Raw genomic sequence first — 23,117 nt, 5'->3', positions numbered from 1 at the left:
AGTACTATGCTACGAAGATCGTCTCTTTTTATGTTGGTTGAGATTCCATATAGTGAAGCATCTTTTCCTGGTGATTAGTAAAAAGTGCTTTTGCATGATCGTTTAATGCAAATATTTCATGAATGTACCCTTGTAGTAAATTATGTTCATATTCAAAAGGATAAGAATCTTCGTTTTCTACTATATGTGCTAATAAAAGTGCATGTAACACTACGACCTCTAGATTTTGTGTATTTGTAATAAATTTCAAGTTGAATATGGTAGTGTGGGAAACAAATTGATTCACATAATCAATAGCATTCTTATACGAAGCTAAGTCGATCTGTGGTTCAAGTCGTTTTCTTAATAATGTACACTCATTATTTAAGTCTTGAATCTTTAAAAATAAACTTCTTACACTTCGCTTATGTTGTTGTTCTAAGGTACGAGCAAGATGTTTATTGACATAGGACATTTATACATAACTCCTTTTTTCATAGCGGTCATCTATTAGTATTAATGGAATTGTTTAAAAAGGAAAGAGTCTTTTTGTTTAATTTAACCTAAATTTAACATATCAATTTGGACAAAAATACTAGGTGTAGAGTACGGACAATGAAAAGTGGAGTTACTATCATACGATAGTAACTCCACACAGTTTGCTGATGAAATTATTTCCAATTGAAACCTTTTTTCGCTAAAAATTCATTGATATGAGGACGGCGTTGTTCAATTAAAAAATCAGCCATTTGCTTAGTCCAGTTATCAATTTTTCGGTTGGATGAGCGATTGTTATAGTATGTTTCCATTGTGTCGTTGTAAGCTGGTAAAAGCTCCTCGTATTTGTCTGCATTGTATTCATTTTCATGTAATACTGCTGCAACTGGTAAACGTGGTTTTACTTCATTACGACGAGCAGGAACCCCAATTGTTAAGCCGAATAGTGGGAAAACATAGTCAGGTAGATTGAATAATTCGCTGATTTCTTCAGGCTTATTACGCACGCCTCCAATGTAACAAATTCCATACCCCATAGATTCCGCAGCAACGACAAAGTTTTGCGCGAATAATGCTACATCGGCTACTCCAACAAGTACGTTTTCTGCCGAATCAGCCACAATATCTACACCTTCTAATTTACCTGCTGATTGCAGACGCTTGAAATCTACACAGAAGACAAAGGCACCGCCAGAAGTTTCGTACTGACGAGGATTACCAGAGAGCAACCCTAATTTTTCTTTTTTCTCCGCATCTGTTACCCAAATTACACTATAAGCTTGTACAAAATGGGAAGTAGCAGCCATTTGTGCAGTGGAAATTAATTCTTCAATAACTTCCTTCGAAATCGGATTTCCATCATAAATACGAACCGAAGAGTGGTTCCGTAATAATTCTTTGACCATTATAAAATCTCCTTTTCCCCTTTATATATATCAAGAGCATATCACGCTTCTTCTTCAAAATCGAATTTATCTACCTTCAGGAAATATTTTGTAGCGACAGCTGTAATTACGCCAAGGTGAAATGGATTAGAAGATGTTGGAACTATTTTTAAATAATTTAAGAATGCATAAAATTTCTCGTAATATAAAATATTTTGTTAGTTATAGATTAAAAATTCTAAATAGTTTAAAATTATATGTGGACGGTTTATTTGGTTGGATTTCTAATAATTGGATGACTATACCAGAAGGATTAAACCGAGTAATTTAGTTAAACAAAATAAAGTGGGATGGAGGAATAAGGAATGGCAGAAAAGTTGGCAAAAAAGCTTCGTAATGAACAGCTACGGAGCAAGGTTGTAACAGCAGAAGAAGCAGCATCTTGGATTAAAGATGGTATGGTACTTGGAATGAGCGGGTTTACACGTGCTGGTGATGTTAAAGTGGTACCCCTTGCACTTGTGGAGAAAGCTAAAAAAGAGAGCTTCAAGGTAGATGTATATACAGGTGCATCACTTGGCCCAGAAGTTGACCAATACTTAGCAGAAGCTGGCGTTATTCGTAAACGTGGACCTTTCCAAGCAGATGCCGGTATTCGTAACAAAATCAACAGTGGCGAAATTACATTTGTTGATGCGCATTTATCACATAATGCAGAGCTAGTACGTCAAGGCATTATTGGTCCTATTGATTTTGCGATTATTGAAGCGGCTGCTATTACAGAAGACGGCTTACTAATTCCTACAACTTCAGTTGGTAACTCCCCGATTTTTGTGCAAGAAGCAGACCAAATCATCATTGAGTTGAACGTAGCTCAGCTTGATGCATTAGAGGGTGTCCATGATATTTTTGTACCGGGACCACAGGGGGAACGTGATCCGATTCCATTACAAAATGTATCCGATCGGCTTGGCACAATTGGTATACCACTAGATTTAGATAAAGTAAAAGGCATTGTGATTTCAGATATTTTAGACGCACCCTCAACGATCGTTCCTGCAGATGAAGAAACAGATATTATGGCCACTCATTTATTAAACTTCCTACGTGAAGAAATTAAAGTAGGTCGTTTAACAACAAGTTTAAGACCAATTCAATCAGGTGTAGGCTCAGTAGCAAATGCCGTTTTATTAGGCTTTAAAGATTCTGAGTTTGAGAACTTAGAAGTATATTCAGAAGTACTGCAAGACGCGGTATTCGAATTAATTGATGCAGGGAAGGTAAACTTTGCATCCGCTACGTCTATTACCCTTTCTGAAGAAGTTGGAAACCGAGTTTATGGTAGTTTTGAAAAATATGCAGATAAACTAGTATTACGTCCGCAAGAAATTTCTAACCAACCAGAAATTATTCGCCGACTCGGGTTAATTTCTGTTAATACAGCACTAGAAGTGGATATTTACGGTAATGTGAATTCTACACATGTTTCTGGCACAAAAATGATGAATGGAATCGGCGGCTCCGGAGACTTTGCGCGTAATGCGAGATTAGGTATTTTCGTCACGAAATCTTACGCGAAAGGCGGAAATATTTCTAGTATCGTGCCAATGGTTTCGCATGTAGACCACACAGAGCATGACGTAGACGTAATCGTCACAGAGCAAGGAGTAGCAGACCTACGTGGACTTGCTCCAAAAGAACGGGTTGGGCTCATTATCGATCACTGTGCACATCCGGAATATCGTGAGCAATTATGGAAGTATTTTAACGATGCCAATGAAGCAACAGGTGGACACCATACGCCACACAATCTAGAAAAAGCGCTCTCCTGGCATGTGAATTTCGCAAAGAATGGTACGATGAAGAACCCTGCTTTATCGAAATAATAGTAATAAAAGCCTTGAAGGACAGTTGACTTGTTCCTTCAAGGCTTCTTGTTGTTTTAATAACGGCTTCTTCTGGCTCATCATCAAAAGTTGTGGATGACATTTATAAAAACATATGTCATGTATATTAGTTGATTGGAGTGGAGGCTGGGCGACTCCTTGGGGATCAGTGATAGGGGAACGAAGGCTAAAACCATCAAGTCCTGTGATAACGCCTTCGTGACCAACATCGTGTTGGCCCAAGCGGCTCATCGGACGCCCCCAGGAAGCTCTGCTCTGCGCGAAAGCGAAGCGACAGCAACAAATGTTTTATCTGTGCGAAAGCGAAGCGACAGCAACAAATGTTTTATCTGTGCGAAAGCGAAGCGACAGCAACAAAGCGCCCAGCCGGAACGGAAATCAACCACGCGTTATGGTGATGATCCCTTATCCTTACAATAATCCAATCCATTTCCAATACGTCGCGGAAAATAGAAGAACTAGGATGTATCCAATAATCGTTAATGGGATACCGGATTTTAAGAAATCCTTTGTTGTAAAGGCTCCTGTACCATAGGCAAGCATATTTTGCGGTGCACTAATAGGTAAGAGGAAGCCGAAGCTAATAACGAATTGTTGTACGATAACGAAACCAACCTGATCGACATTAGTCGTTAATGTTGAGGCTAAAACAATAAATACCGGTACAAGCGCAGATGCTAAGCTTGTTGCACTTGCAAAGCCTAAATGAATTAGAATATTAAATAAAGTAACAAGAGCAATTGTTGCAAGAATTGGCATAGAATCTAAACCGAGTGAACCGAATACTTTATCAGATAACCACGATGCACCTTTTGTATTAAGCAAGACTGTTCCTAACATAATTCCTACAGCAAAGACGATAATTGTCCCCCAAGGAATATGCGGTTCAACTTGCTTCCATGAATAGACTCCGATTTTTGGCATTAATAAAATGGCAATAGCAACGATTGTGACGGTTGTCGTATCGAATGGGTGAAGTTTGCCCTCAGTAGCCCAGAAAAATAGTAAAATTGCCGATGTTATGATTAATCGAATTTCGGGAGCTTTTAATGGACCAAGTTCCGCAAGCTGTTTTTTGATTACTTCTCTACCACCTTCAATATTACTTGTTTCAGGCTTAATTAGTGTAATCATAATGAAAAATAGAGCGATTGACATGATGATTGAGAAGGGGGCAGCATAAAGTAACCAAGCACCCCAAGAAATATCCACACCAAACTGTTCTTTGATGAAGTTTAAAGCGACCATATTTTGAGCTGCAGCCGTCTTAATACCGATATTCCAAATAGAGACGGCTTGCACCGAGGTAATGACAAGTAGAGCAGCAAGTCGACTATCACGTGGTAAACCAAATGCTGCTACCATTCCAAGTAGTATTGGCACAACTGCGCCTGCACGTGCAGTAGCAGAAGGGACAAAGAATGCGAGTGCAATAGATACTAAAATAGCACCGAATACAATGGCTTTCGTTTTTGTTCCTACTAGTGAAAGTATCCATAGCGCAAGCCGTTTATGTAAATTGGTAATTTGCATAGCTGCCGCTAAGAAAAGAGCTGCGGCTACTAGTGCAACTGCAGAATTACTAAATCCGCTTAATGCTAATTTTAAGGCATCCGATGTTCCTAGCTCTCTCGTCGGATCGTCCATTGACGGAGCTAGCCCTAGTAAGGTTGTTACGAGAGCAATAATCATGGCAGAGCTAACAGGATAGGATACTGCTTCTGTAACCCAAAGGATGACCGCGAAAGCTAAAATAGCCAAAGCTCGTTGTCCAGCTACAGGTAAATCGCCGTTGTTAGGTAAAAAAATAATGATGATTAATGAAGCGAAGGCTAACCCAATCCAGAGTGGTTTCAAATTACGTTTCGGTTTTGCTTGTTCAGAAGTAGACATACCTTTCATCCTTTCTACAAACGTGACTGTAATTTTCTATAACATCGGCTAGTAAAATGCTTTATTAAGAAAAGTTAATTTGTCTATTTATTGTAAAAAGAACTAGTATGTGAAATACCCTCTGTTTATAGCGATAATGGGCAGTTGCGAGAAAATATACGGTCAAAGAAAATACAAAAATATCCAAAAAGATATTATTTTTTCTTTTTGAATGCTGAAGTTACTTTAGGCTCAGTTCCTAGCATCAAGCGCTTAATATTTTCGATATGCAAAATGATGGCTATAGCAAAAAGTAATAGGGCTATAGTCGTTGGGACTGTTCCAGGAATCCATAAATATGTGGCTGCACAAAAAACGAGATAAAACTCAAGTACACCGACAATTAAATAGTTCGTCACGAAAGATAAAATAACAAATAAAATGAGTGCAAATAAGCCAATTTTCCAATCAATCGCAAGTAATATTCCTATGATTGAAGCAGTTCCTTTACCGCCATTGAAGCCCATATAAAATGGGAAATTATGACCTAGAATGACACCGGCAGCTACAATATACGTGAAGAGCCAAACTTGTACTTCTGTTAATTGTGTGATATCTGCTAAATAAGCATGTGCGCCGATTATAGCTGCAACGCCTTTGCCGATATCGATCAGTGCAACTAATACGCCGTATTTCCAACCAAGGGAAAGTGTTGCGTTAGAGGCACCTGCATTGCCATGACCAGTCTTTTTTAAATCTACCCCAGATAAAAACTGAGCAACTTTAGAGCCGTGAATACAGCCAATCAAATAACCAACAAGAAGAAAAATGATAATGGCTTTTAACATAAAAGTCCTCCTTTCAAAATAAAATAGGCTCATCATTAAAAGTTAGGAATGATGTTTGTTATAACATATGCCATGAAGTGATTGGAGTGGAGACTGGGCAACTCCTTGGGGGATTAGCGATAGAGGAACGAAGGCTAAAACCATCACGTCTTGTGATAACGCCTTCGTGACCAACATCGTGTTGTTGCCGCTGCCGCTGCCGCTTCGCTTTCGCGCAAAAAACATCTATTGGCCCGAGACCCGCGAGTGAAGCGGCTTATCGGACGCCCCTAAGAAAGAGCCCAGTCGGAACGGAAATCAACCCCACATTTTGGCGATAAACCAATTAAATACCTAAAATAGTGTATGCGTTCGTAATACGTAAAAAAGCAGACAGAAGTTTCGGAAAAAATAAAATTTTAGTGTTGACAGAGAAAAAGTCTATGTTTATACTGTGTAACAACGATGGAAATTGAATCTCATACTCTTATCAAGAGCGGCGGAGGGATAGGCCCTATGATGCCCGGCAACCAGTAAGTGATGAACTTGCTAAGGTGCTAATTCCTACAGATTCTTATTGGATCTGGCAGATAAGGGGAGGAAAACTTGCAACCGCAACCCTCTTCTTAGCTGAAGAGGGTTTTTGTTTTCTACTGAAAAAATCCTCCTCATCTCCGGTACCATCGTAAAAAAATAACCATTTGGAGGTATACAATGACAAAATTTAAACCAGAAACATTGCTGTTACACGGTGGCCAAGAGCCAGACCCGGTAACAGGATCACGTACAGTACCGGTATATCGCTCAACGGCTTTCGTTTTTAAAGACACTGCTCATGCGCAACGTCTTTTTGCCTTAGAGGAAGCCGGCAATATTTACACACGAATTACAAACCCAACTGTAGATGTTTTTGAAAAACGCGTTGCTTTATTAGAAGGCGGTACAGCAGCAGTAGCACTTTCATCTGGTGCAGCAGCTATCGCGTTTTCCATTTTAAATCTTGCAGGGGCAGGCGATGAAATCGTTGCAGGTAGCTCTTTATACGGAGGTACTTATAATTTATTCGCCAACACACTACCAAACTACGGCATTAAAACGATTTTTGTAGACGATACAAATCCAGAAAATTTCCGAGCTGCTATTACTGATAAAACAAAGGCCGTGTTCGCTGAAGTTTACGGTAACCCAAGTTTAAAGGTACTCGATATTGAAGCAGTAGCAAACGTAGCACATGAAAACGGCTTGCCATTAATTATTGATAGCACATTTGCTTCACCATATGGCTCTACACCAATTGACTACGGTGCAGATATCGTTGTTCATTCCGCAACAAAATGGATTGGTGGCCACGGAACAACTTTAGGTGGCGTTGTAGTAGATGCAGGGAAGTTTGATTGGACTCGTGGACGTTTCCCAGGCTTTACTGAGCCAGATGCTTCTTATCACGGTTTACGTTATGGTATTGACACAGCAGAGGCAGCATTCGCCACAAAACTGCGTGTGCAATTACTACGCGACTTTGGTCCAACATTAAGTGCAGATGCAGCATTTAATTTATTACAAGGTTTAGAAACGCTTCATTTGCGTATTCCTAAACACAATGAAAATGCATTAGCGGTAGCTGAATATTTACGAAACCACCCATCTGTGGAATATGTAAATTACAACGGCTTAGAAGATTTCCCTACTCATAATTTAGCTAAAAAATATTTGAAAAATGGCTTCGGTTCAGTGCTTACATTTGGTATTAAAGGTGGACGTGAAGCAGGGCGTAAATTAATCGATAGTGTGAAATTATTCTCGCACGTAGCAAATGTAGGGGATGCGAAATCATTAATTATTCATCCAGCATCTACTACACATCAACAGCTATCTGCTGAAGAGCTAATCCAAACTGGCGTAACCGAGTCGCTCATTCGCTTATCCATCGGTTTAGAGGCAGTAGAGGACATCATTGCAGATTTAGAACAAGCTATTGAACAAGTAACAGCTTCGCAACAAAAAGTAGAAGCTTAATAAATAAAATACATTGGCGAATGTTGTAGCGTTTACGTATTTTCTCATTCGATAGGCCTCATTTGGTAATGCGTCAAACGTTGCTACATCAACCGCTCACCTCATTTGGTGAAATAACTGAAATTAATACCTAGTAATTTTATAAGTATTATTGACTTAATTAAATCCTTGTTTTATACTAGGGAATAAGAAAAGTGTTCGAAAGGCTACCGACCTAGAACCAATTTAATTAAGTTTTCATAAGTGCTCCCCCACTTTTGAAATATATGAAGAGGAGTAGTTACTCAGCCAGTAGCTACTCTTATCTACAAAACTGATGATAAAGGAGTGTTTTAAATGGGAAATGTGTATAGTGCGCAAAACATTGCATCTTATCTTATTTATGAATTAAATGAAGGTCATGTGTTTGTGAACAACATGTCCATTCAAAACATACTTGCGTCAGTTGAGCGTATATGGCAAGAGATCTTTGGTCATTCTGCTTTTAAGGAAATGGTTTATGTCAAAGAGGAAGGCTATACAGTAAAAGAAGTTTTCGAAGCTTATGAAAGCTATGGAGCAAATCATATTCCTCTACCTGCGACAGAGTACTATTTAAAATACGGCACATTTCAATTGGTTGAACGTACGTATGCAATACCAAATTTTACGCAAGAGGAAATAAGACTTGTACAACAAGCTTTAACACAATATCGCTATAAATTGCTAGCCAAAGCTAGTTAATTATCCCTCATATTTTTGGCTCATTCTCTGCTGCTACAGGGAATGAGCTTTTTCAATTAGACGATGAAGATATACAGAAAAATTTTTATTAATATATTTCAAAAGAACAATTTTTATGAATGTCTTTACATACATATATATAATAGAAGAAAGGCATTAATAAAGATTCGTCAATATTTGTTCAATTATTATAGATTCAAGTGAAAAATCAAATAATAAAAGGAATGAAAACGATTTCCTTTGCACGTCTACAGAAAACAAATGTCCGTCCTAGAAAGATTTTTCTTGTGAAATGTAAGTATTTACGTTACAATTTTCTTTAAGTTGAATTTTGAATTATTTGAATTTGTGTGTGTTTCAAAGGTTTATTTATCTTCATTCAGATGACTTATTCTAAATATCTGTTTGAAAACGAAGTGTTAGAAACACGGCAAATTGACCTGCTTTGTAAAGTCAGCGCACAATTCAAAATATGTACGAATTAAGCTGAGACGAAATAAATTTAATGAAACTGCGGAATGTAAGTTGGAGGGAATAACAACAATGGCAACTATAAAGGCAGCTATATTAGGATTTGGAACGGTAGGTCAAGGAATTTACCATATATTAAACGAAAAGCGAGAAGAGCTTAAAAATAAATTAGGAATTGAGCTAGAAGTAGCAAAAATTTTAGTTACAGATACTAGCCGTGAACGTGTACCAGGCACAGCGCATTTAATGACAACTAGTATGGATGAAGTCTTAGCAGAACCAGGTATGCAGGTTGTTTTTGAGGCGATCGTCAATGAGGAGCCAGCTTTTACTTATCTAAAGCGCGCTGTTGAACATAAATGTCATGTCATCACAGCTAACAAAGTAATGTTTGCCAAACGAGGCTTGGAGCTACAGGATCTTGCAAAAGCAAACGGTGTTTTTGTAGGCTTTGAGGCAACGACTGCTGGCGGTGTACCAGTTATTAAAACAATGAAAAACATTTTGCTTGTTAATGATGTTAGTCGTATTCAGGGTGTTTTAAATGGGACATCCAACTATATTTTAACGAAAATGCGTTCACAAGGCTGGTCGTTCGAAACTGCATTAAAAGAGGCGCAAAATTTAGGCTATGCAGAGGCAGATCCATATAATGATATTTCAGGACAGGATGCCTTTAAAAAATTAATGATTTTAAGTGCTTTGGCATTTGGAGAACAACCAGACTGGGCTGACGTCGAAGTAGTAGGTATTGATAGTATTTCGGCAGAAGAAGTAAAAGAAGCATGTGAAAAAGGCTTGCGTTACCGCCACGTTGCTGAGGTTGAGAAACTAGCAGATGGTAAAGTGATCGCAAAGGTTGGCCCGCAATTAGTTGATAAAGAACATCCACTTTACCCAGTTGATGATGTCAATAATGCTGTGGCATTGGATACTAATTATATTGGCACATTGACGCTAATTGGACCTGGAGCAGGCATGTATCCAACAGCTAGTGTAATGGTTGAGGATTATGCGGAAATTATCGGTAAGCGAGCTGGATTTGTCGTAACAATATAATAGATGCCTATCATTCAACAATGTTCTAATTGTTTGAATGATAGGCATTTTTTAATCCTCATCTTTAACATCGATATCCTCTGGAATAGGTGTATTCCGCCAAATCTCTATTTCCTCTTTAATACGATCTAACTGCTCAAAATAAGTGCTGAACTGCCCGCTATTAATTAGTATTTGGTCTCCGTCGTATACTGAACGAATACGGCCCTCGTAAACTAGGCGAAGTACTTGATCCTCTGGCATACCAAGTTCGATGGCTGTTTCTTCAATTGTTTTATACATAAATTTCGCTCCTTTTGTTGCTTTTATTATAACCTTCCTTTAATAGAAAGCCTACTATGGGTTAATAAATGAAAGAAAAAGGAAAATGGTAATTGTTTGATTTTGGATAAATCTGTATTATTAATGTTAATGAGTGGTGACGTTCAAGGAGGCAATAAATGATGTATCCATTTTTCGTACTTCTAGCGGCTATATTATGGGGCATGACAGGAACTGTACAAACGTTTTTGGGTGTAGGAATATCTCCGATAGCTGTAGCAACAATTCGTTCTGCAATTGGTGGTGGACTATTATTAGCTATTACTATTTTACTAGGTAAAATAAACTTTCTGAAATGGTCATGGAAATGGACAATTTTAGCTGCGGCGAGCATTGCATTGTTCCAAGGCCTTTTTTTCTCATCAATTCGTCTAACAGATGTAGCTATTGGAACCGTTGTAACGATTGGTAGCGCTCCTATCTTTTTTGGTGCTTTAGAATGGATATTATGGAAATCACAGCCGACAAAGGTGTGGGGAATAGCAACTGTAATGGCAACACTAGGCTGTATTTTATTATTCGTTAATAATGGGGAAGAGGCAGTCCATATGGGAGGGATTGGATTAGCTCTTTGTGCAGGTCTCTCCTTTGCACTGTACACAAATATTAGTAAAAAGTTAATGAGAAGAGAAGAGGCGTTACCTGCAGTAGCAATGACTTTTTCAATTTGTGCGCTATTCTTACTGCCATTTTCGATAAATGGGGGTTTTAGCTGGTTAGTTATCCCACATAACTTATGGACAATGCTTTTCATGGGGATTATTTGTACAAGCGTTGCCTATATTTTATTTTTAAAGGGGCTTCAAAAAATAAGTTCATCGTCAGCTGTTACACTATCACTAGCAGAGCCTTTGACTGCAGCAATGTTAGGTGTATTTTTAGTTGGTGAATATTTAAGTATGGCTTCTTGGATAGGTGTTGCCATGTTACTAGGTGGCATTATCGCCCTAACATTAGGCGGACGAAAAACGATTTGAGAGCAAGTCAAAACAATATAATCTTAAATATTTTTGATTAAGAAAATGTAGTGTTAATAATTATGATTTATTGCTATTTTGCTTATTTACATATGTTGAAACATATGTCTTGTATATCAGTTGATTTCTGTTCCGGCTAGGCGCTTTGTCGCTGACGCTTCGCTTTCGCACAGAGCAAAGCTTCCTGGGGCGTCGGGGCAATAGGATGTTGGTCACGAAGGCGTTATCATAGGACGGGGCGTTCTTATACTGAGTTCCTCTATTTAAGCGGTTGTTTGGACACCCGCTTAAAGAAGTTAAAACCTTAAGAAATTCTTCATTTTTATAATAACTGGTTTTTAAGATTTAAAAGGTACACTATTAATTGAGAGCGAGGTGTATATCATGACGAAACTAACAGTTCTTGTAACAGACGATGATCAAGATATTCGTGATGGTATTGAAATTTATTTAAAGAATGAAGGCTACAATGTCATTAAAGCTGCTGACGGCTTAGAGGCAATCGAAAAATTAGAAAACAATGAAGTACATTTAATTATTTTAGATATTATGATGCCAAATATGGATGGAATTACAGCGACGTTTAAAATTAGAGAAGAGCGCAATATTCCAATTATTATGCTTAGTGCAAAGGCGGAGGATGGCGACAAAATTCATGGTTTGTCTGTAGGCGCTGATGATTACGTCACAAAGCCTTTTCATCCGTTAGAGCTGTTGGCTCGAGTAAAATCTCAGCTGCGACGTTATGTACAACTTGGGACGTACAACGAGGGAGTAGCAAAGGTGGAAATCGACGGACTTGTATTAGATGAAGATGCAAAGGAAGTCATTTTAGAAGGCGAGCCTGTTCGATTAACACCAATCGAATATAAGATTACGGAATTATTAATGAAAAATGCAGGGCGTGTATTTTCGATAAGAGAGATTTATGAACGTGTGTGGAATGAGGAAGCTTACAATGCAGAAAATATTGTGGCTGTACACATTCGAAAAATACGTGAAAAAATCGAAGCAGATCCGAAAAATCCACGCTATTTAAAGGTGGTGTGGGGCGTTGGCTATAAAATGGAAAAATAAAATAGAGCAGTATGCTACAATTGCAGGGTTTGTAGCAGGGGTTATTGGACTAATTTATTTCGGTGTGTATGCCTATCAAATAGTAACTGCACGCTCTTCGGGGATGCTACAATTGCTCGAGAGAATTTTTTAGAGAGGAGTTAAAAGTATGTTAAAAAAGTGGAAACCTCTTCTCGCTCTTATATGTTTAATTTGGGTAATTTTCGGTATATTTACGTTCTCTAGAGTCGGGTATCAATATATTGGCAAGTCATATTTTCAATCTGAAAATTTCCAGCATGAACTAGATAATTTTCAGTCAGAATTAGGACCATTAGTGTTGAATTTACCAACAACTGAGAATTTAAAAAGTAAAATTGTGGTAACGCAAAGTGAAATAGAGGAACATCGTGATCGCTATGGAACATTAGGAGAACAGATAGGTAATATTAAAGCTCAATATGAAGGGCGTATTCAAGACGCTGCTAATGTAAATGCACCGGAATTAAAAACAAAGCTTGAGAAAGAGCGAGATGCAAAAATTAAAGATATTACGACTAATTTCGAGGATGATGAGCATGTCCGTAAAAAAATTCTGGCTCAAAAGGAAGAGCTTGTTGATCAATATATAAAGAAAGCAAATGAAGAAGCAAAGAGTTTTGTGAAAAATTATAATTATTGGTCTTATGAATTAACGAACACTGAAACAGGCAAAACATATAGTTCAGGTGATGTTTCGGATAGTAGTGCGTTCAAAATTAAGTATAACGGACAACACCCATTAACTACTTGGAATATAAGTGGTAATTTAAATCAATTCGTTTACCGAGCTGATTCCTACGTGGATATAGAGGATTTAAGGGAAAATTCTGATTACACTGGTATCATAACCATTTCAAAAAAATCAGCACAAGCAGTCGACATCTCGGGAGGATATGACCAGTTTACACGTAATCAATACATGTTCTACTTTATATGGTTAACGAGTATTGTGGCAGCTATTTTTGCATGGAAAGGGCGCAAAGAAGTACTGCAGATGGTACAAGGTTTAAAGGAAAAAGAAGCGCTTGCAAAGATGAAAATTGATTACCAAATTGGATTATTATTAATAAGTGCATTCATATATTTGGTAGCATCTCAAATTGCTTTTGAATCGATTGAGTTTGTTGCTTATCAATCCAACTATGTACATTACTTAATTAGTTTGCTGTTTAAAATAGGTGTCTTAATCATTATTGCAACGACGTTCTTTGTACAGTTTATTTGGTTGTATGATCGAGTGAATACAGCACAGAAATTAAAGGAGAACTTAAAAGCTAGCTATTTATGGTCACTAGGTGGATCAATCACAGATTTATTTATAAATCGTTCCATTGCATTACATTCCATAGTGATGATTGGGGCAGCATTTTTCGGTGGTGGAAGCCTTGTTGCTTCAATGTTTAGAGGTGGCGGATTCCCCGTTCTAGTATTGGGCATCTGTGCAATGGTCGGAATACCAGCCCTGATTCTCTTCCTTTCGAGAATGGGCTATTTAAACCGAATTATGAAGGACACAAAAGACATGGCAGAAGGGCGTTTAAATCGAGATGTCAAGGTCATGGGCAAATCGCCACTCGCGGAGCATGCCGAAAATCTTAATCATTTAAGAGAAGGCGTACGCACGTCTATGCATGAGCAGGCAAAAAGTGAGCGTTTAAAAACAGAGCTTATTACGAATGTTAGTCACGACTTACGCACACCGTTAACATCCATTATTACGTATACAGATTTACTAAAAAATCCTGATATTACAGAGGAAGAGCGTAAGCAATACATTCATATCCTTGATAAAAAATCAGAACGTCTAAAATTACTGATTGAGGATCTTTTTGAAGTGTCTAAAATGGCGAGTGGTAATATGGAGCTTCATCGCACTCGAGTGGATTTAACCCAGCTTATACAGCAGGCAGTAGGGGAGCATGAGGAAGATTTAGTACAGGCTCATTTAGATTTACGCCTAACAAAACCACATGAGCCAATCTACGCGTATGTGGACGGACAAAAATGGTGGAGACTGATCGATAATTTAATCGTTAACGTATTGAAATATGCATTAGAAGGCACACGTGTCTATGTAACATTGAAACGTACGGCAGAAGGTGATGCTGAATTTACGGTGAAGAATGTTGCAAAATATGAAATTAGCGAGGATGCTGATGAGTTATTTGAACGCTTTAAACGAGCGGATGCTTCACGCCATACAGAGGGCTCAGGGCTAGGCTTAGCCATTGCACAATCCATTGTAGATTTGCATGGTGCTCGTATGAGTATTGAGGTAGATGGAGATTTATTTAAAGTAATCGTTCGAATTCCAACAGCATAGACAAAGAACAGCGGCAAACAATTTGCCGCTGTTCTTTTATTTTGAAAACAGATTTGTCTGTTCTATCCACGATTTCGGCAGTTCTATCCACGACTTTGCCGGTTCAATCCGTCGCTTAGGCACTTACATCCGTCGTTCCGGCACTTACATCCGTCGCATAGGCTTTTACATCCGTCGTTCCGGTACTTTCATCCGTCGCTTAGGGTTTCATCCGTCGTTATGGCACTTCAATCCGTCGCATAGGCTTTTACATCCGTCGTTAAGGCACTCACATCCGTCGCATAGGCTTTCATCCGTCGTTACGGTTCTTCAATCCGTCGCATAGGCTTTTACATCCGTCGCATAGGCTTTTAATCCGTCGTTACAGCACTCTCATCCGTCGCATAGGTTTCAATCCGTCGTTATGGCACTTCAATCCGTCGCATAGGCTTTTACATCCGTCGTTATGGCACTTCAATCCGTCGCATAGGCTTTTACATCCGTCGTTCCGGCACTTCAATCCGTCGCATAGGCTTTTAATCCGTCGTTACAGCACTCTCATCCGTCGCTTAGGTTTCAATCCGTCACATAGGTTTTTACATCCGTCGTTATGGCACTTACATCCGTCGTTCCGGCACTTCAATCCGTCGCTTAGGTTTCAATCCGTCGTTATGGCACTTCAATCCGTCACATAGGTTTTTACATCCGTCGTTCCGGCACTTACATCCGTCGTTACAGCGCTCTCATCCGTCGCTTCGCCTCTTCGTTCCGTCTCTTCGTTTCATCAATCCGTCGTTATGGTCCCCAATCCGCCACCTCGGATCTTCGTTTTAAATCGCTGCCAATTCGTTAGCGCTACACTTTCACACATACACATTTGTGCTGGAATTTTGTATTATCGCAGTAAAGTGGTACGAAGCGAACGCTCAGTCGGAACGAAAGTCAACGCCTCGTTTCGCCGAAGAACCATACTTTATTTAATACTTAGTTATAAGCCTAAATTCTTGGAAATAATCACTTTCATGACTTCGTTGGTACCTGCATAAATGGACATGACAGGAATATCTCGATATCTTCTAGCAATTTTGTATTCCTCCATATAACCGTAGCCGCCATGTAATTGCATACACTGGACAGCAAGCTCACGTGCATTTTCAGTTATCCAGTATTTTGCCATCGAAACTTTTGTGACAACATCATTTCCAGCGATATGTTCCTCTATTAAAGATTCTAAAAATGATTTGCCAAGTTCAATTTTTGTCGCCATTTCAGCTATTTTAAATTGTGTATTTTGGAAGTCACTAATTGATTTTCCGAAAGCTTCGCGTGATTTGACATAATCAATTGTTAAAGCCAACATGTCCTCAGCGGCCGCTTGCGCAGCGATGGCTACTGCTAGACGCTCTTGCTGTAGCTTTTCCATCATATAGATAAAGCCTTTGCCTTCTTCGCCAAGGAGATTTTCTACAGGTACGCGACAATCCTCAAAATACAGTTCGGCTGTGTCCTGCGCGTGCATGCCGACTTTTTCGAGTTTGCGACCTTTCGTGAAGCCTGGAGTCCCGTCTTCAATGACAAGGAGGCTAATGCCACGATGTTTTTTTTCTGCCTGAGGATTTGTTTTTACAGCAACGACTGCTAAATTTGTATGAATACCATTTGTAATAAATGTTTTTTGTCCGTTGACGATATAGTGATCGCCATCACGAATAGCAGTTGTTTGGATGTTTGCCAAATCTGAACCTGTACCTGGCTCTGTCATAGCAATTGCTGTAATATTTTCGCCTGTAACACATTTCGGCAGCCAGCGTGATTTTTGCTCATTTGAGCCGTATGCCTCGATATAAGGTACGACAATATCGTTATGCAGACCAACTCCAATTAGGCTCGAACCTACACGCTCAAGCTCTTCTTGAATAATAACGCCAAAACTAAAATCGAGTCCGAGTCCGCCGTATTGCTCTTCTACTTGTGGGCATAGATAGCCCATTTCCCCAAGCTTACGCCAAAACTCAAGTGGAATAAGATGATCTTTCTCCCATTGTGGATAGTGTGGCTCAGCTTCTTCTGCTAAAAACTTACGTAAGGTTTTACGAAATAACTCATGTTCTGTTGATTCAAATTTATATTTTGCCATATGAACGACACCCCTTTTTCTTCCATACATCCGTAAATTTTCTCTTGCAAACATAATGTTACCGAAAGATTCAGAAAAATTAAAGTATATTATGCATAGATTTTCTACATACTCTTATAATTATAGTGAATTGTAAGGAGGGATATTACATTACATAATTTGAGTTCTTAGGCCCTTTTTGGAGGCATTCGATGAGCGCTCCCATGTCTCATCTGTAAACCAGAAGAGGTCCAATCATTTGCCTAGATTACGATAATTGTCACTTACCTAATTAGATCGTCATGTAAATCATACGATTAAATGACAAGGAAAATGTACACTTAATATCATGAGCAGGTGGGTTGCCCTTTTACACATACTTTCAATAACAAATACTTAATGCAAATGTGCAAGTTAAGTATAATGCTATAATCAACTAAGACTATATGAAAGTAGGGAACTGAAATGCCTAAAGTAATCGGTGGAATTCTTTTAATAAGTATATATAGTGCATTAACTTTTTACTTAGGATGGGGATTGAGACAGTGGCTTGTGGCAATGGGGTGGTTCCGATTTCCAATTTTATATTGGATAGTACTGTATAGCATTGCGTTTAGTATTGTTATTAGTAGATTGCATGAATCCTTACGAATGTTTTCAATAATCCATAATTATTGGATGTTTATATTTGAATACGGATTAGCGCTTTGCTTGTTAGCACACCTGATTATTTGGCTAAGCCCCTTTAAAAGTGTACAGATCATTGGAAGTATAGCAATTGCTATGTTTTTTGTACTAAGTATTGTAGGTACTTATTTAGCATATTCACCTGTTGTCCGTTATTTAGAAATAACGATGGATAAAAAGAGTAGTGAGCTAGATTCGATGAGAGTTGTAGTTGCATCAGATTTTCATTTAGGGGTTCTCTCAAATAAAAGACATTTACAGCGCTTTGTTACTTTATCGAATGAAGCAAAGCCGGATATCGTCTTTTTAGTTGGGGATATTGTAGATGACGACCCTAAATGGTTTGTTAAAGAGGGAATGGCAGATGTGATGAAGCAATTAACATCTACATATGGAGTGTATGGTGTGCTGGGCAATCACGAGTACTATGGCAAGAAAATCCCTGAATTTATCAAAGAAATGGAAAATGCTAATGTAAAAGTTTTGTGTGATGAAACTATTAGAATCGATAATGTGATAGTATTAACGGGGCAAGAGGATATTACAAACAAGGATAGAAAGCCACTAGATGCATTGAAGACAGCAGATGACTTGCCTTGGTTTGTCATGAATCATACCCCAAATGATTTAATTACGCCTGCAAAAATGGGCGTAGACTTCCATATGTCAGGGCATACACATAAAGGTCAACTATGGCCAAATCAGTATATAACTGCTCGTGTATTTGAACTCGATTATGGTTATAAGATGAAGGAGAAAATGCATACACTTGTTTCATCAGGTTTTGGCTTTTGGGGTCCGCCAATGCGAATAGGTAGCCGTTCTGAAATATGGGTTGTGGATATAAATTTTCGTTAGTTGGTAAATGGCGCTGGAGGCTCAAAATAATCCCTATATTATGGTGATGTCTCATAACTGAATGCAATAGTCATAGTTTATGAAAAAGTGTATTTTATAATATGTTTGTATTTAATTAACAAAAGGTAAGGTGAAAACGTGGATATCATTGAATTATTAAAGGCGCTTATTTTGGGCTTTGTCGAGGGAATGACAGAGTTTGCACCGGTGTCGTCGACAGGTCATATGATTATTGTAGACGATATGTGGCTAAAGACAGAAGAGTTTTTAGGGATGTATCCAGCCAATACATTTAAAATCGTTGTACAGCTTGGCTCCATTTTAGCCGTAGTCGTTGTTATGTGGAAGCGAATGTTAAATTTGGTTGGACTTTATAAAATTGATGGCCAATCGAAATCAGTGAAAGGTCACTTCAACTTACTACATGTTATTGTAGGTATGTTGCCAGCAGTTGTATTAGGTTTTGCGTTCAAAGATTTTATCGATGATCATTTATTTAAAGTAGAGCATGTTATTTATGCTTTAGTAGCTGGAGCACTTTTAATGATTGCTGCAGATAAATTAGCACCGAAAAGACCGAAAGTGGATTCTCTAGATAAAATTTCTTATGGTTTAGCTTTTAAAGTAGGGTTAGTACAATGTTTATCACTTTGGCCAGGATTCTCCCGTTCAGGGGCAACGATATCTGGTGGTGTACTATTTGGCATGAGTCACCGCGTGGCTGCAGATTTTACTTTCATTATGGCAGTACCAATTATGGCGGGTGCTAGTTTAGTATCTGTACTGAAAAACTGGGATACGCTATCTATGGATTATTTTGGATTCTATGCAGTGGGCTTCATTAGCTCATTTATTTTTGCATTACTATCAATTAAATTCTTCTTAGCACTTATTTCAAAAGTTAAATTAATGCCATTTGCTATTTATCGTATAGTACTAGCTGCTGTACTAGCTGTTATTATCTTTATGTAAATAATAAAGTCACTCTTCTATTGCGGAATGAGTGGCTTTTTTTTGTGTTTGACCTTAATTTTAGGGAGAATTGCATGGTTAATAAGTATTGTTAGAGAGTATGATAGATTATTGCTGATTGCGAAAATAGATATTTTTTTCCTATATATTGTCATTACAGTTGTAAAGAACTTATAATGAATTCAGAGAGTTTTTTGTTTTCGGATTATATTCGGTAGGATAGACATAGACACAACGAGGTGGATAAATTGTTTCAAATTGGAAATAAGTCTAAGAAGAATACAATTGAGATTACTGATGAATCAAGTATAGGGGTTTTTATTCAAGATCAGGAACGTTTACTACAGTTAAATCTAGTAAATTTAACTAGAGAAGATTTGAAGTTAATTAGAAGTTTAAAACCGTATATTGAACGAAATGTTGAAGAGGTAGTAGCAGCATTTTATCATGCGATTGAGAGTGTGCCAGCGTTACGTGAGGTTATTGAAAAGTATAGCTCTAGTGAGAAGTTACGCCAAACATTACGCCATCATATTATAGAAATGTTCGAAGGGCGTATAGACGATGCATTTTTGGAGAAGAGAAGGCGAGTAGCGAAAATGCATGTGAAGATTAACTTGTATCCTAAGTGGTATTTAGCAGCCTTTCAAAACATTGAAAAATTTTTAAGAGAGATTGTTTATAAGCTTCAATTATCGAGGGACGAAGAAGAAAAGTTTTGTAATGCCATCAGTAAAATTTGTAATTTCGAACAACAGATTGTCCTAGAGGAATATGATAATTATGCTAATACATTAATTGAGAAGCAACAGGATAGTGTTCGAGCACATGTTAAGGAAATTATAGGTGGGATATCTACGCAGCTAGAGTCTCAATCTCATAATACCAATGAAACAGTGACCGAACTTGTTTATAACGCCAAGGAAGTGAATGAATACTTGAAGGAAAGTATCGATGAGGCAAAAACAATGCAAGAGGTATCGTCTGAAGGCTATTCTAAAATAATATTAATTAATGAGCAAACAGGGAAAATTCATCATAAGACCGTTGAAATGTCGGGTATGGTGGAGCAATTAGATCATTCTTCCTCCAAAATTAATGCTGTTGTTGAAATAGTGAAAAATATTTCTGGTCAAACAAATTTACTTGCGCTAAATTCGGCTATTGAGGCTGCACGTGCAGGAGAGCATGGAAAAGGCTTTGCGGTCGTGGCGAGCGAAGTTCGTAAGCTTGCTGACCAGACGAAAACTTCGGTTGAACAAATTGCGGATCTCATAACTATGTCTAATGGAATTACACAACAAGTTGTTCAAGCAATTCATGAGATTCAAGAACTGGTGAACAATAGTATTGAGCAAAATGAGGAATCTTTAAAAGCATTCGATGCAATATCTGGCTCAGTAAACGGTTCTATCTCAAACTTCCAAAACGTCGGACTAAAAATAAAGGAACTGGCGAAAATTATAGAAACGATTGGAGAATCTTCCGAGGAATTAAAACAAGTTGCCAATCGATTAGATACAACAATCAGAGATTTCTAACGACTATGCATAGTTTTTTGCTTATCACCTTAACGTAACGTGTGGTTGAATGGGCGCTTTGTCGCTGCATGGTCTCGTCTGTGGTGCTGATCTCCAAGTAGTTGCCCATAGTAGATAAAAACTGAAATTGTTCCGATAAAACGAGAAAATGTTCCGATAAAAGCAAAAATAGTTCCGATAAAATGAGATTTTGTTCCGATAAATCTTCAAAGTACTCATAAAAAAATGAATTCATCACAAGCTGCCGCACAGAAAGAACATTATTGCTGTCGCTTCGTTAGCACTTCACGTTCGCACAGAAAACATCGGCTTCGCTGCAGGATCTCGAGCCAGCACGAAGGCGTTATCACAGGACGTGATGGTTTTAGCCTTCGTTCCTTTATCGCTGATCCTCAAGGAGTTGCAACTTAATCTCATGAACAAATCGTTTAAATAAAATGCCATTCTCAACTGATTGGCCTTGTTTATTTTTCATAAATAATAGGACGAAATCGTCTTTTTGAAGGATAAAACAATAAATAGATGGATGAAGTTTGAAGAGTGACAGAAAAGAAAAGCTATCACACACTAAACTGTACCCTATAAGATAGACAATTTAAAAAAAGTCTATCCTATAGGGTACTTTTGTTTATAATGAGAAAAAAGATGTCGGAGCGGAATAAATGACGAAAAGATTATTTACTAAAAAAGAGCAAGAACAACTAAAATGTAATCCTAATGTCCAGGCTATTAGTGATAAAGCGATTACCTATACTGAGGAATTCAAACGCCATTTTATTGCAGAAAATGAAAAAGGAAAACTCCCAAGAAAGATTTTTGAAGAGGCTGGTTTAGATGTTGAACTGATTGGTTTGAAGCGCATTAGTTCAGCGGGAAAGCGTTGGCGTGCAGCTTATCGTACAACTGGAGTAGCTGGTCTACAAGATACACGTAAAACGAATTCAGGTCGTCCAATAGAACGGGAATTAAGTTTAGAAGAAAAAATTGCACGATTAGAAGCGAAAAATCGATTATTACAAGCGGAGAATGAACTTTTAAAAAAGCTCGATCTACTCGAAAGGCAGATGTTAAAGAAGAAATAACAATTACAACAGAACTAAAATTTGATTTAATCAGTAAAACGATTCAAAAATATAAACTAAAACGTTTAGTAAGTTATCTATGCGAAATCATGGGTGTATCTCGTTCAGGTTACTATAATTATTTCACAGAAAAATCAGCACAAAAGCGTGCAACCCATGAGTTAGCAGATGAAGCCATCAAAGATATCATTTTAAAAGCGTATCATTTCCGTGGGCGTAGGAAAGGTGCACGTCAAATTAAAATGACGTTAGAAAATCAATATAGGATTACATATAACTTAAAACGTATTCGCCGTATTATGAAGAAATTCGAGATTGTATGCCCAATTCGAAAAGCGAATCCTGCACGTAGAATGGCCAAAGCAACAAAAGAACATCGTACATGTCCAAATGAATTACAACGTAACTTCAAACAAGGTGTAGCAGGAAAAGTATTATTAACAGATATCACGTATTTGACGTATGGAAACGGCAAACGTGCTTATTTATCAACGATTAAGGACGCTGAGACAAACGAAATTTTAGCGTATGAAGTATCTGCTTCATTAAGTATGGATATTGCGCTCAATACTCTTCGTAAATTGAAGCGAAATCACCACCATTTAACGAAAGATGCATTTATTCATTCAGATCAAGGAATCCATTATACGAATCCAAAATTCCAGAAACTTGTGAAGGAAATGGGACTAGGGCAATCTATGTCAAGGCGAGGAAACTGTTGGGATAACGCCCCTCAAGAATCCTTCTTCGGTCATTTTAAAGACGAAACCAATCTGAAAGCGTGCGAAACATTAGAAGAAGTAAAACGAGAAGTGAAAAGTTATATGATGTATTACAACCATTATCGAGGGCAATGGAACTTGAAAAAGCTGCCGCCTGCAAAATACAGACAGCAGCTTCAAAAGGTAGCCTAGCTTTTTTTCAAAA

General features: G+C 38.0%; 21 protein-coding genes and 1 riboswitch. Of the genes, 14 read left to right on the top strand and 7 right to left on the bottom strand.

Features of this window, described 5'->3' with window-relative positions:
- Positions 1-28 precede the first annotated feature (28 nt).
- Positions 29-454 carry a hypothetical protein gene (locus ACYQ73_RS17555; RefSeq protein WP_460013685.1) on the bottom strand — a complete coding sequence of 142 codons (426 nt, stop codon included), beginning with the start codon at positions 452-454 and terminating at the stop codon, positions 29-31.
- Positions 455-650: 196 nt separating this feature from the next.
- Positions 651-1,382 (bottom strand): class II chromate reductase ChrR, encoded by a 732-nt coding sequence (gene chrR / locus ACYQ73_RS17550; protein WP_460013684.1) that lies wholly within the window; start codon positions 1,380-1,382, stop codon positions 651-653.
- 344 nt (positions 1,383-1,726) lie between these two features.
- Between chrR and ACYQ73_RS17545 the strand changes: the two genes are divergently transcribed.
- Positions 1,727-3,247, top strand: coding sequence for a succinate CoA transferase (locus ACYQ73_RS17545; RefSeq protein WP_460013683.1), 1,521 nt, complete (start codon positions 1,727-1,729; stop codon positions 3,245-3,247).
- On the opposite strand, the gene ACYQ73_RS17540 is transcribed toward ACYQ73_RS17545, so the two are convergent.
- The 3 genes from ACYQ73_RS17540 to ACYQ73_RS17530 all read right to left on the bottom strand — a co-directional run bounded on the left by ACYQ73_RS17540 (position 3,236) and on the right by ACYQ73_RS17530 (position 5,988).
- A complete protein-coding gene (locus tag ACYQ73_RS17540; protein WP_460013682.1) occupies positions 3,236-3,499 on the bottom strand; it encodes a hypothetical protein in 264 nt (87 codons plus the stop codon). The two genes, ACYQ73_RS17545 and ACYQ73_RS17540, sit on opposite strands and share 12 nt — an antisense overlap.
- A 180-nt stretch (positions 3,500-3,679) precedes the next feature.
- Positions 3,680-5,161, bottom strand: coding sequence for a DASS family sodium-coupled anion symporter (locus ACYQ73_RS17535; protein ID WP_460013681.1), 1,482 nt, complete (start codon positions 5,159-5,161; stop codon positions 3,680-3,682).
- Positions 5,162-5,355: 194 nt separating this feature from the next.
- Complete coding sequence (locus ACYQ73_RS17530) at positions 5,356-5,988, bottom strand: glycerol-3-phosphate acyltransferase (protein ID WP_460013680.1); 633 nt, start codon at positions 5,986-5,988, stop codon at positions 5,356-5,358.
- Between the two features lie 463 nt (positions 5,989-6,451).
- Positions 6,452-6,564: riboswitch (SAM riboswitch) on the top strand.
- Positions 6,565-6,681: 117 nt separating this feature from the next.
- On the opposite strand from ACYQ73_RS17530, the gene ACYQ73_RS17525 reads away from it, so the two are divergent.
- From ACYQ73_RS17525 to ACYQ73_RS17515, 3 genes are all read left to right on the top strand, one after another.
- On the top strand, positions 6,682-7,983 hold the full coding sequence (locus ACYQ73_RS17525) for an O-acetylhomoserine aminocarboxypropyltransferase/cysteine synthase family protein (RefSeq protein WP_460013679.1): 1,302 nt from the start codon (positions 6,682-6,684) through the stop codon (positions 7,981-7,983).
- A gap of 336 nt (positions 7,984-8,319) precedes the next feature.
- The gene (locus tag ACYQ73_RS17520; RefSeq protein ID WP_460013678.1) at positions 8,320-8,706 is read left to right on the top strand and encodes a hypothetical protein; all 387 of its coding nucleotides are present in this window, start codon (positions 8,320-8,322) and stop codon (positions 8,704-8,706) included.
- A 543-nt stretch (positions 8,707-9,249) separates the two neighbouring features.
- Complete coding sequence (locus ACYQ73_RS17515; RefSeq protein WP_460013677.1) at positions 9,250-10,236, top strand: homoserine dehydrogenase; 987 nt, start codon at positions 9,250-9,252, stop codon at positions 10,234-10,236.
- Positions 10,237-10,287: 51 nt separating this feature from the next.
- On the opposite strand, the gene ACYQ73_RS17510 is transcribed toward ACYQ73_RS17515, so the two are convergent.
- A complete protein-coding gene (locus ACYQ73_RS17510; protein ID WP_049667308.1) occupies positions 10,288-10,518 on the bottom strand; it encodes a MerR family transcriptional regulator in 231 nt (76 codons plus the stop codon).
- A 158-nt stretch (positions 10,519-10,676) separates the two neighbouring features.
- On the opposite strand from ACYQ73_RS17510, the gene ACYQ73_RS17505 reads away from it, so the two are divergent.
- From ACYQ73_RS17505 to ACYQ73_RS17485, 5 genes are all read left to right on the top strand, one after another.
- Entirely contained in the window at positions 10,677-11,534 is an 858-nt protein-coding gene (locus tag ACYQ73_RS17505) for a DMT family transporter (RefSeq protein WP_460013676.1), read from the top strand.
- 384 nt (positions 11,535-11,918) lie between these two features.
- The gene (locus tag ACYQ73_RS17500; protein ID WP_460013675.1) at positions 11,919-12,611 is read left to right on the top strand and encodes a response regulator transcription factor; all 693 of its coding nucleotides are present in this window, start codon (positions 11,919-11,921) and stop codon (positions 12,609-12,611) included.
- Positions 12,589-12,744 carry a hypothetical protein gene (locus ACYQ73_RS17495; RefSeq protein WP_249076186.1) on the top strand — a complete coding sequence of 52 codons (156 nt, stop codon included), beginning with the start codon at positions 12,589-12,591 and terminating at the stop codon, positions 12,742-12,744. Before ACYQ73_RS17500 ends, ACYQ73_RS17495 begins: the two co-directional genes overlap by 23 nt.
- 15 nt (positions 12,745-12,759) lie before the next feature.
- Complete coding sequence (locus tag ACYQ73_RS17490; RefSeq protein WP_460013674.1) at positions 12,760-14,955, top strand: HAMP domain-containing sensor histidine kinase; 2,196 nt, start codon at positions 12,760-12,762, stop codon at positions 14,953-14,955.
- 22 nt (positions 14,956-14,977) lie between these two features.
- Complete coding sequence (locus tag ACYQ73_RS17485) at positions 14,978-15,280, top strand: hypothetical protein (protein WP_460013673.1); 303 nt, start codon at positions 14,978-14,980, stop codon at positions 15,278-15,280.
- 642 nt (positions 15,281-15,922) lie between these two features.
- On the opposite strand, the gene ACYQ73_RS17480 is transcribed toward ACYQ73_RS17485, so the two are convergent.
- Positions 15,923-17,071, bottom strand: coding sequence for an acyl-CoA dehydrogenase family protein (locus ACYQ73_RS17480; RefSeq protein ID WP_460013672.1), 1,149 nt, complete (start codon positions 17,069-17,071; stop codon positions 15,923-15,925).
- Between the two features lie 444 nt (positions 17,072-17,515).
- Here ACYQ73_RS17480 and ACYQ73_RS17475 point away from each other — a divergent pair, with 444 nt between their 5' ends.
- The 5 genes from ACYQ73_RS17475 (at position 17,516) to ACYQ73_RS17455 (ending at position 23,104) form a co-directional block, all read left to right on the top strand.
- Positions 17,516-18,595 (top strand): metallophosphoesterase, encoded by a 1,080-nt coding sequence (locus tag ACYQ73_RS17475; RefSeq protein WP_460013671.1) that lies wholly within the window; start codon positions 17,516-17,518, stop codon positions 18,593-18,595.
- A 138-nt stretch (positions 18,596-18,733) separates the two neighbouring features.
- Positions 18,734-19,567 (top strand): undecaprenyl-diphosphate phosphatase, encoded by an 834-nt coding sequence (locus tag ACYQ73_RS17470; protein WP_460013670.1) that lies wholly within the window; start codon positions 18,734-18,736, stop codon positions 19,565-19,567.
- A gap of 239 nt (positions 19,568-19,806) precedes the next feature.
- Positions 19,807-21,108 (top strand): protoglobin domain-containing protein, encoded by a 1,302-nt coding sequence (locus ACYQ73_RS17465; protein ID WP_460013669.1) that lies wholly within the window; start codon positions 19,807-19,809, stop codon positions 21,106-21,108.
- 225 nt (positions 21,109-21,333) lie between these two features.
- Positions 21,334-21,519 (top strand): hypothetical protein, encoded by a 186-nt coding sequence (locus ACYQ73_RS17460; protein ID WP_460013668.1) that lies wholly within the window; start codon positions 21,334-21,336, stop codon positions 21,517-21,519.
- 251 nt (positions 21,520-21,770) lie between these two features.
- A protein-coding gene (locus ACYQ73_RS17455; RefSeq protein ID WP_460013667.1) for an IS3 family transposase occupies positions 21,771-23,104 on the top strand; the annotation gives its coding sequence in 2 pieces (ribosomal slippage) (positions 21,771-22,152 and positions 22,152-23,104; 1,335 coding nt in all).
- Positions 23,105-23,117: the final 13 nt, after the last annotated feature.

This window comes from Lysinibacillus sp. CTST325, assembly GCF_054665055.1.
The sequence above is the reverse complement of the archived record's forward strand: the minus strand, read 5'-3'. Positions and strand labels throughout refer to the sequence as shown.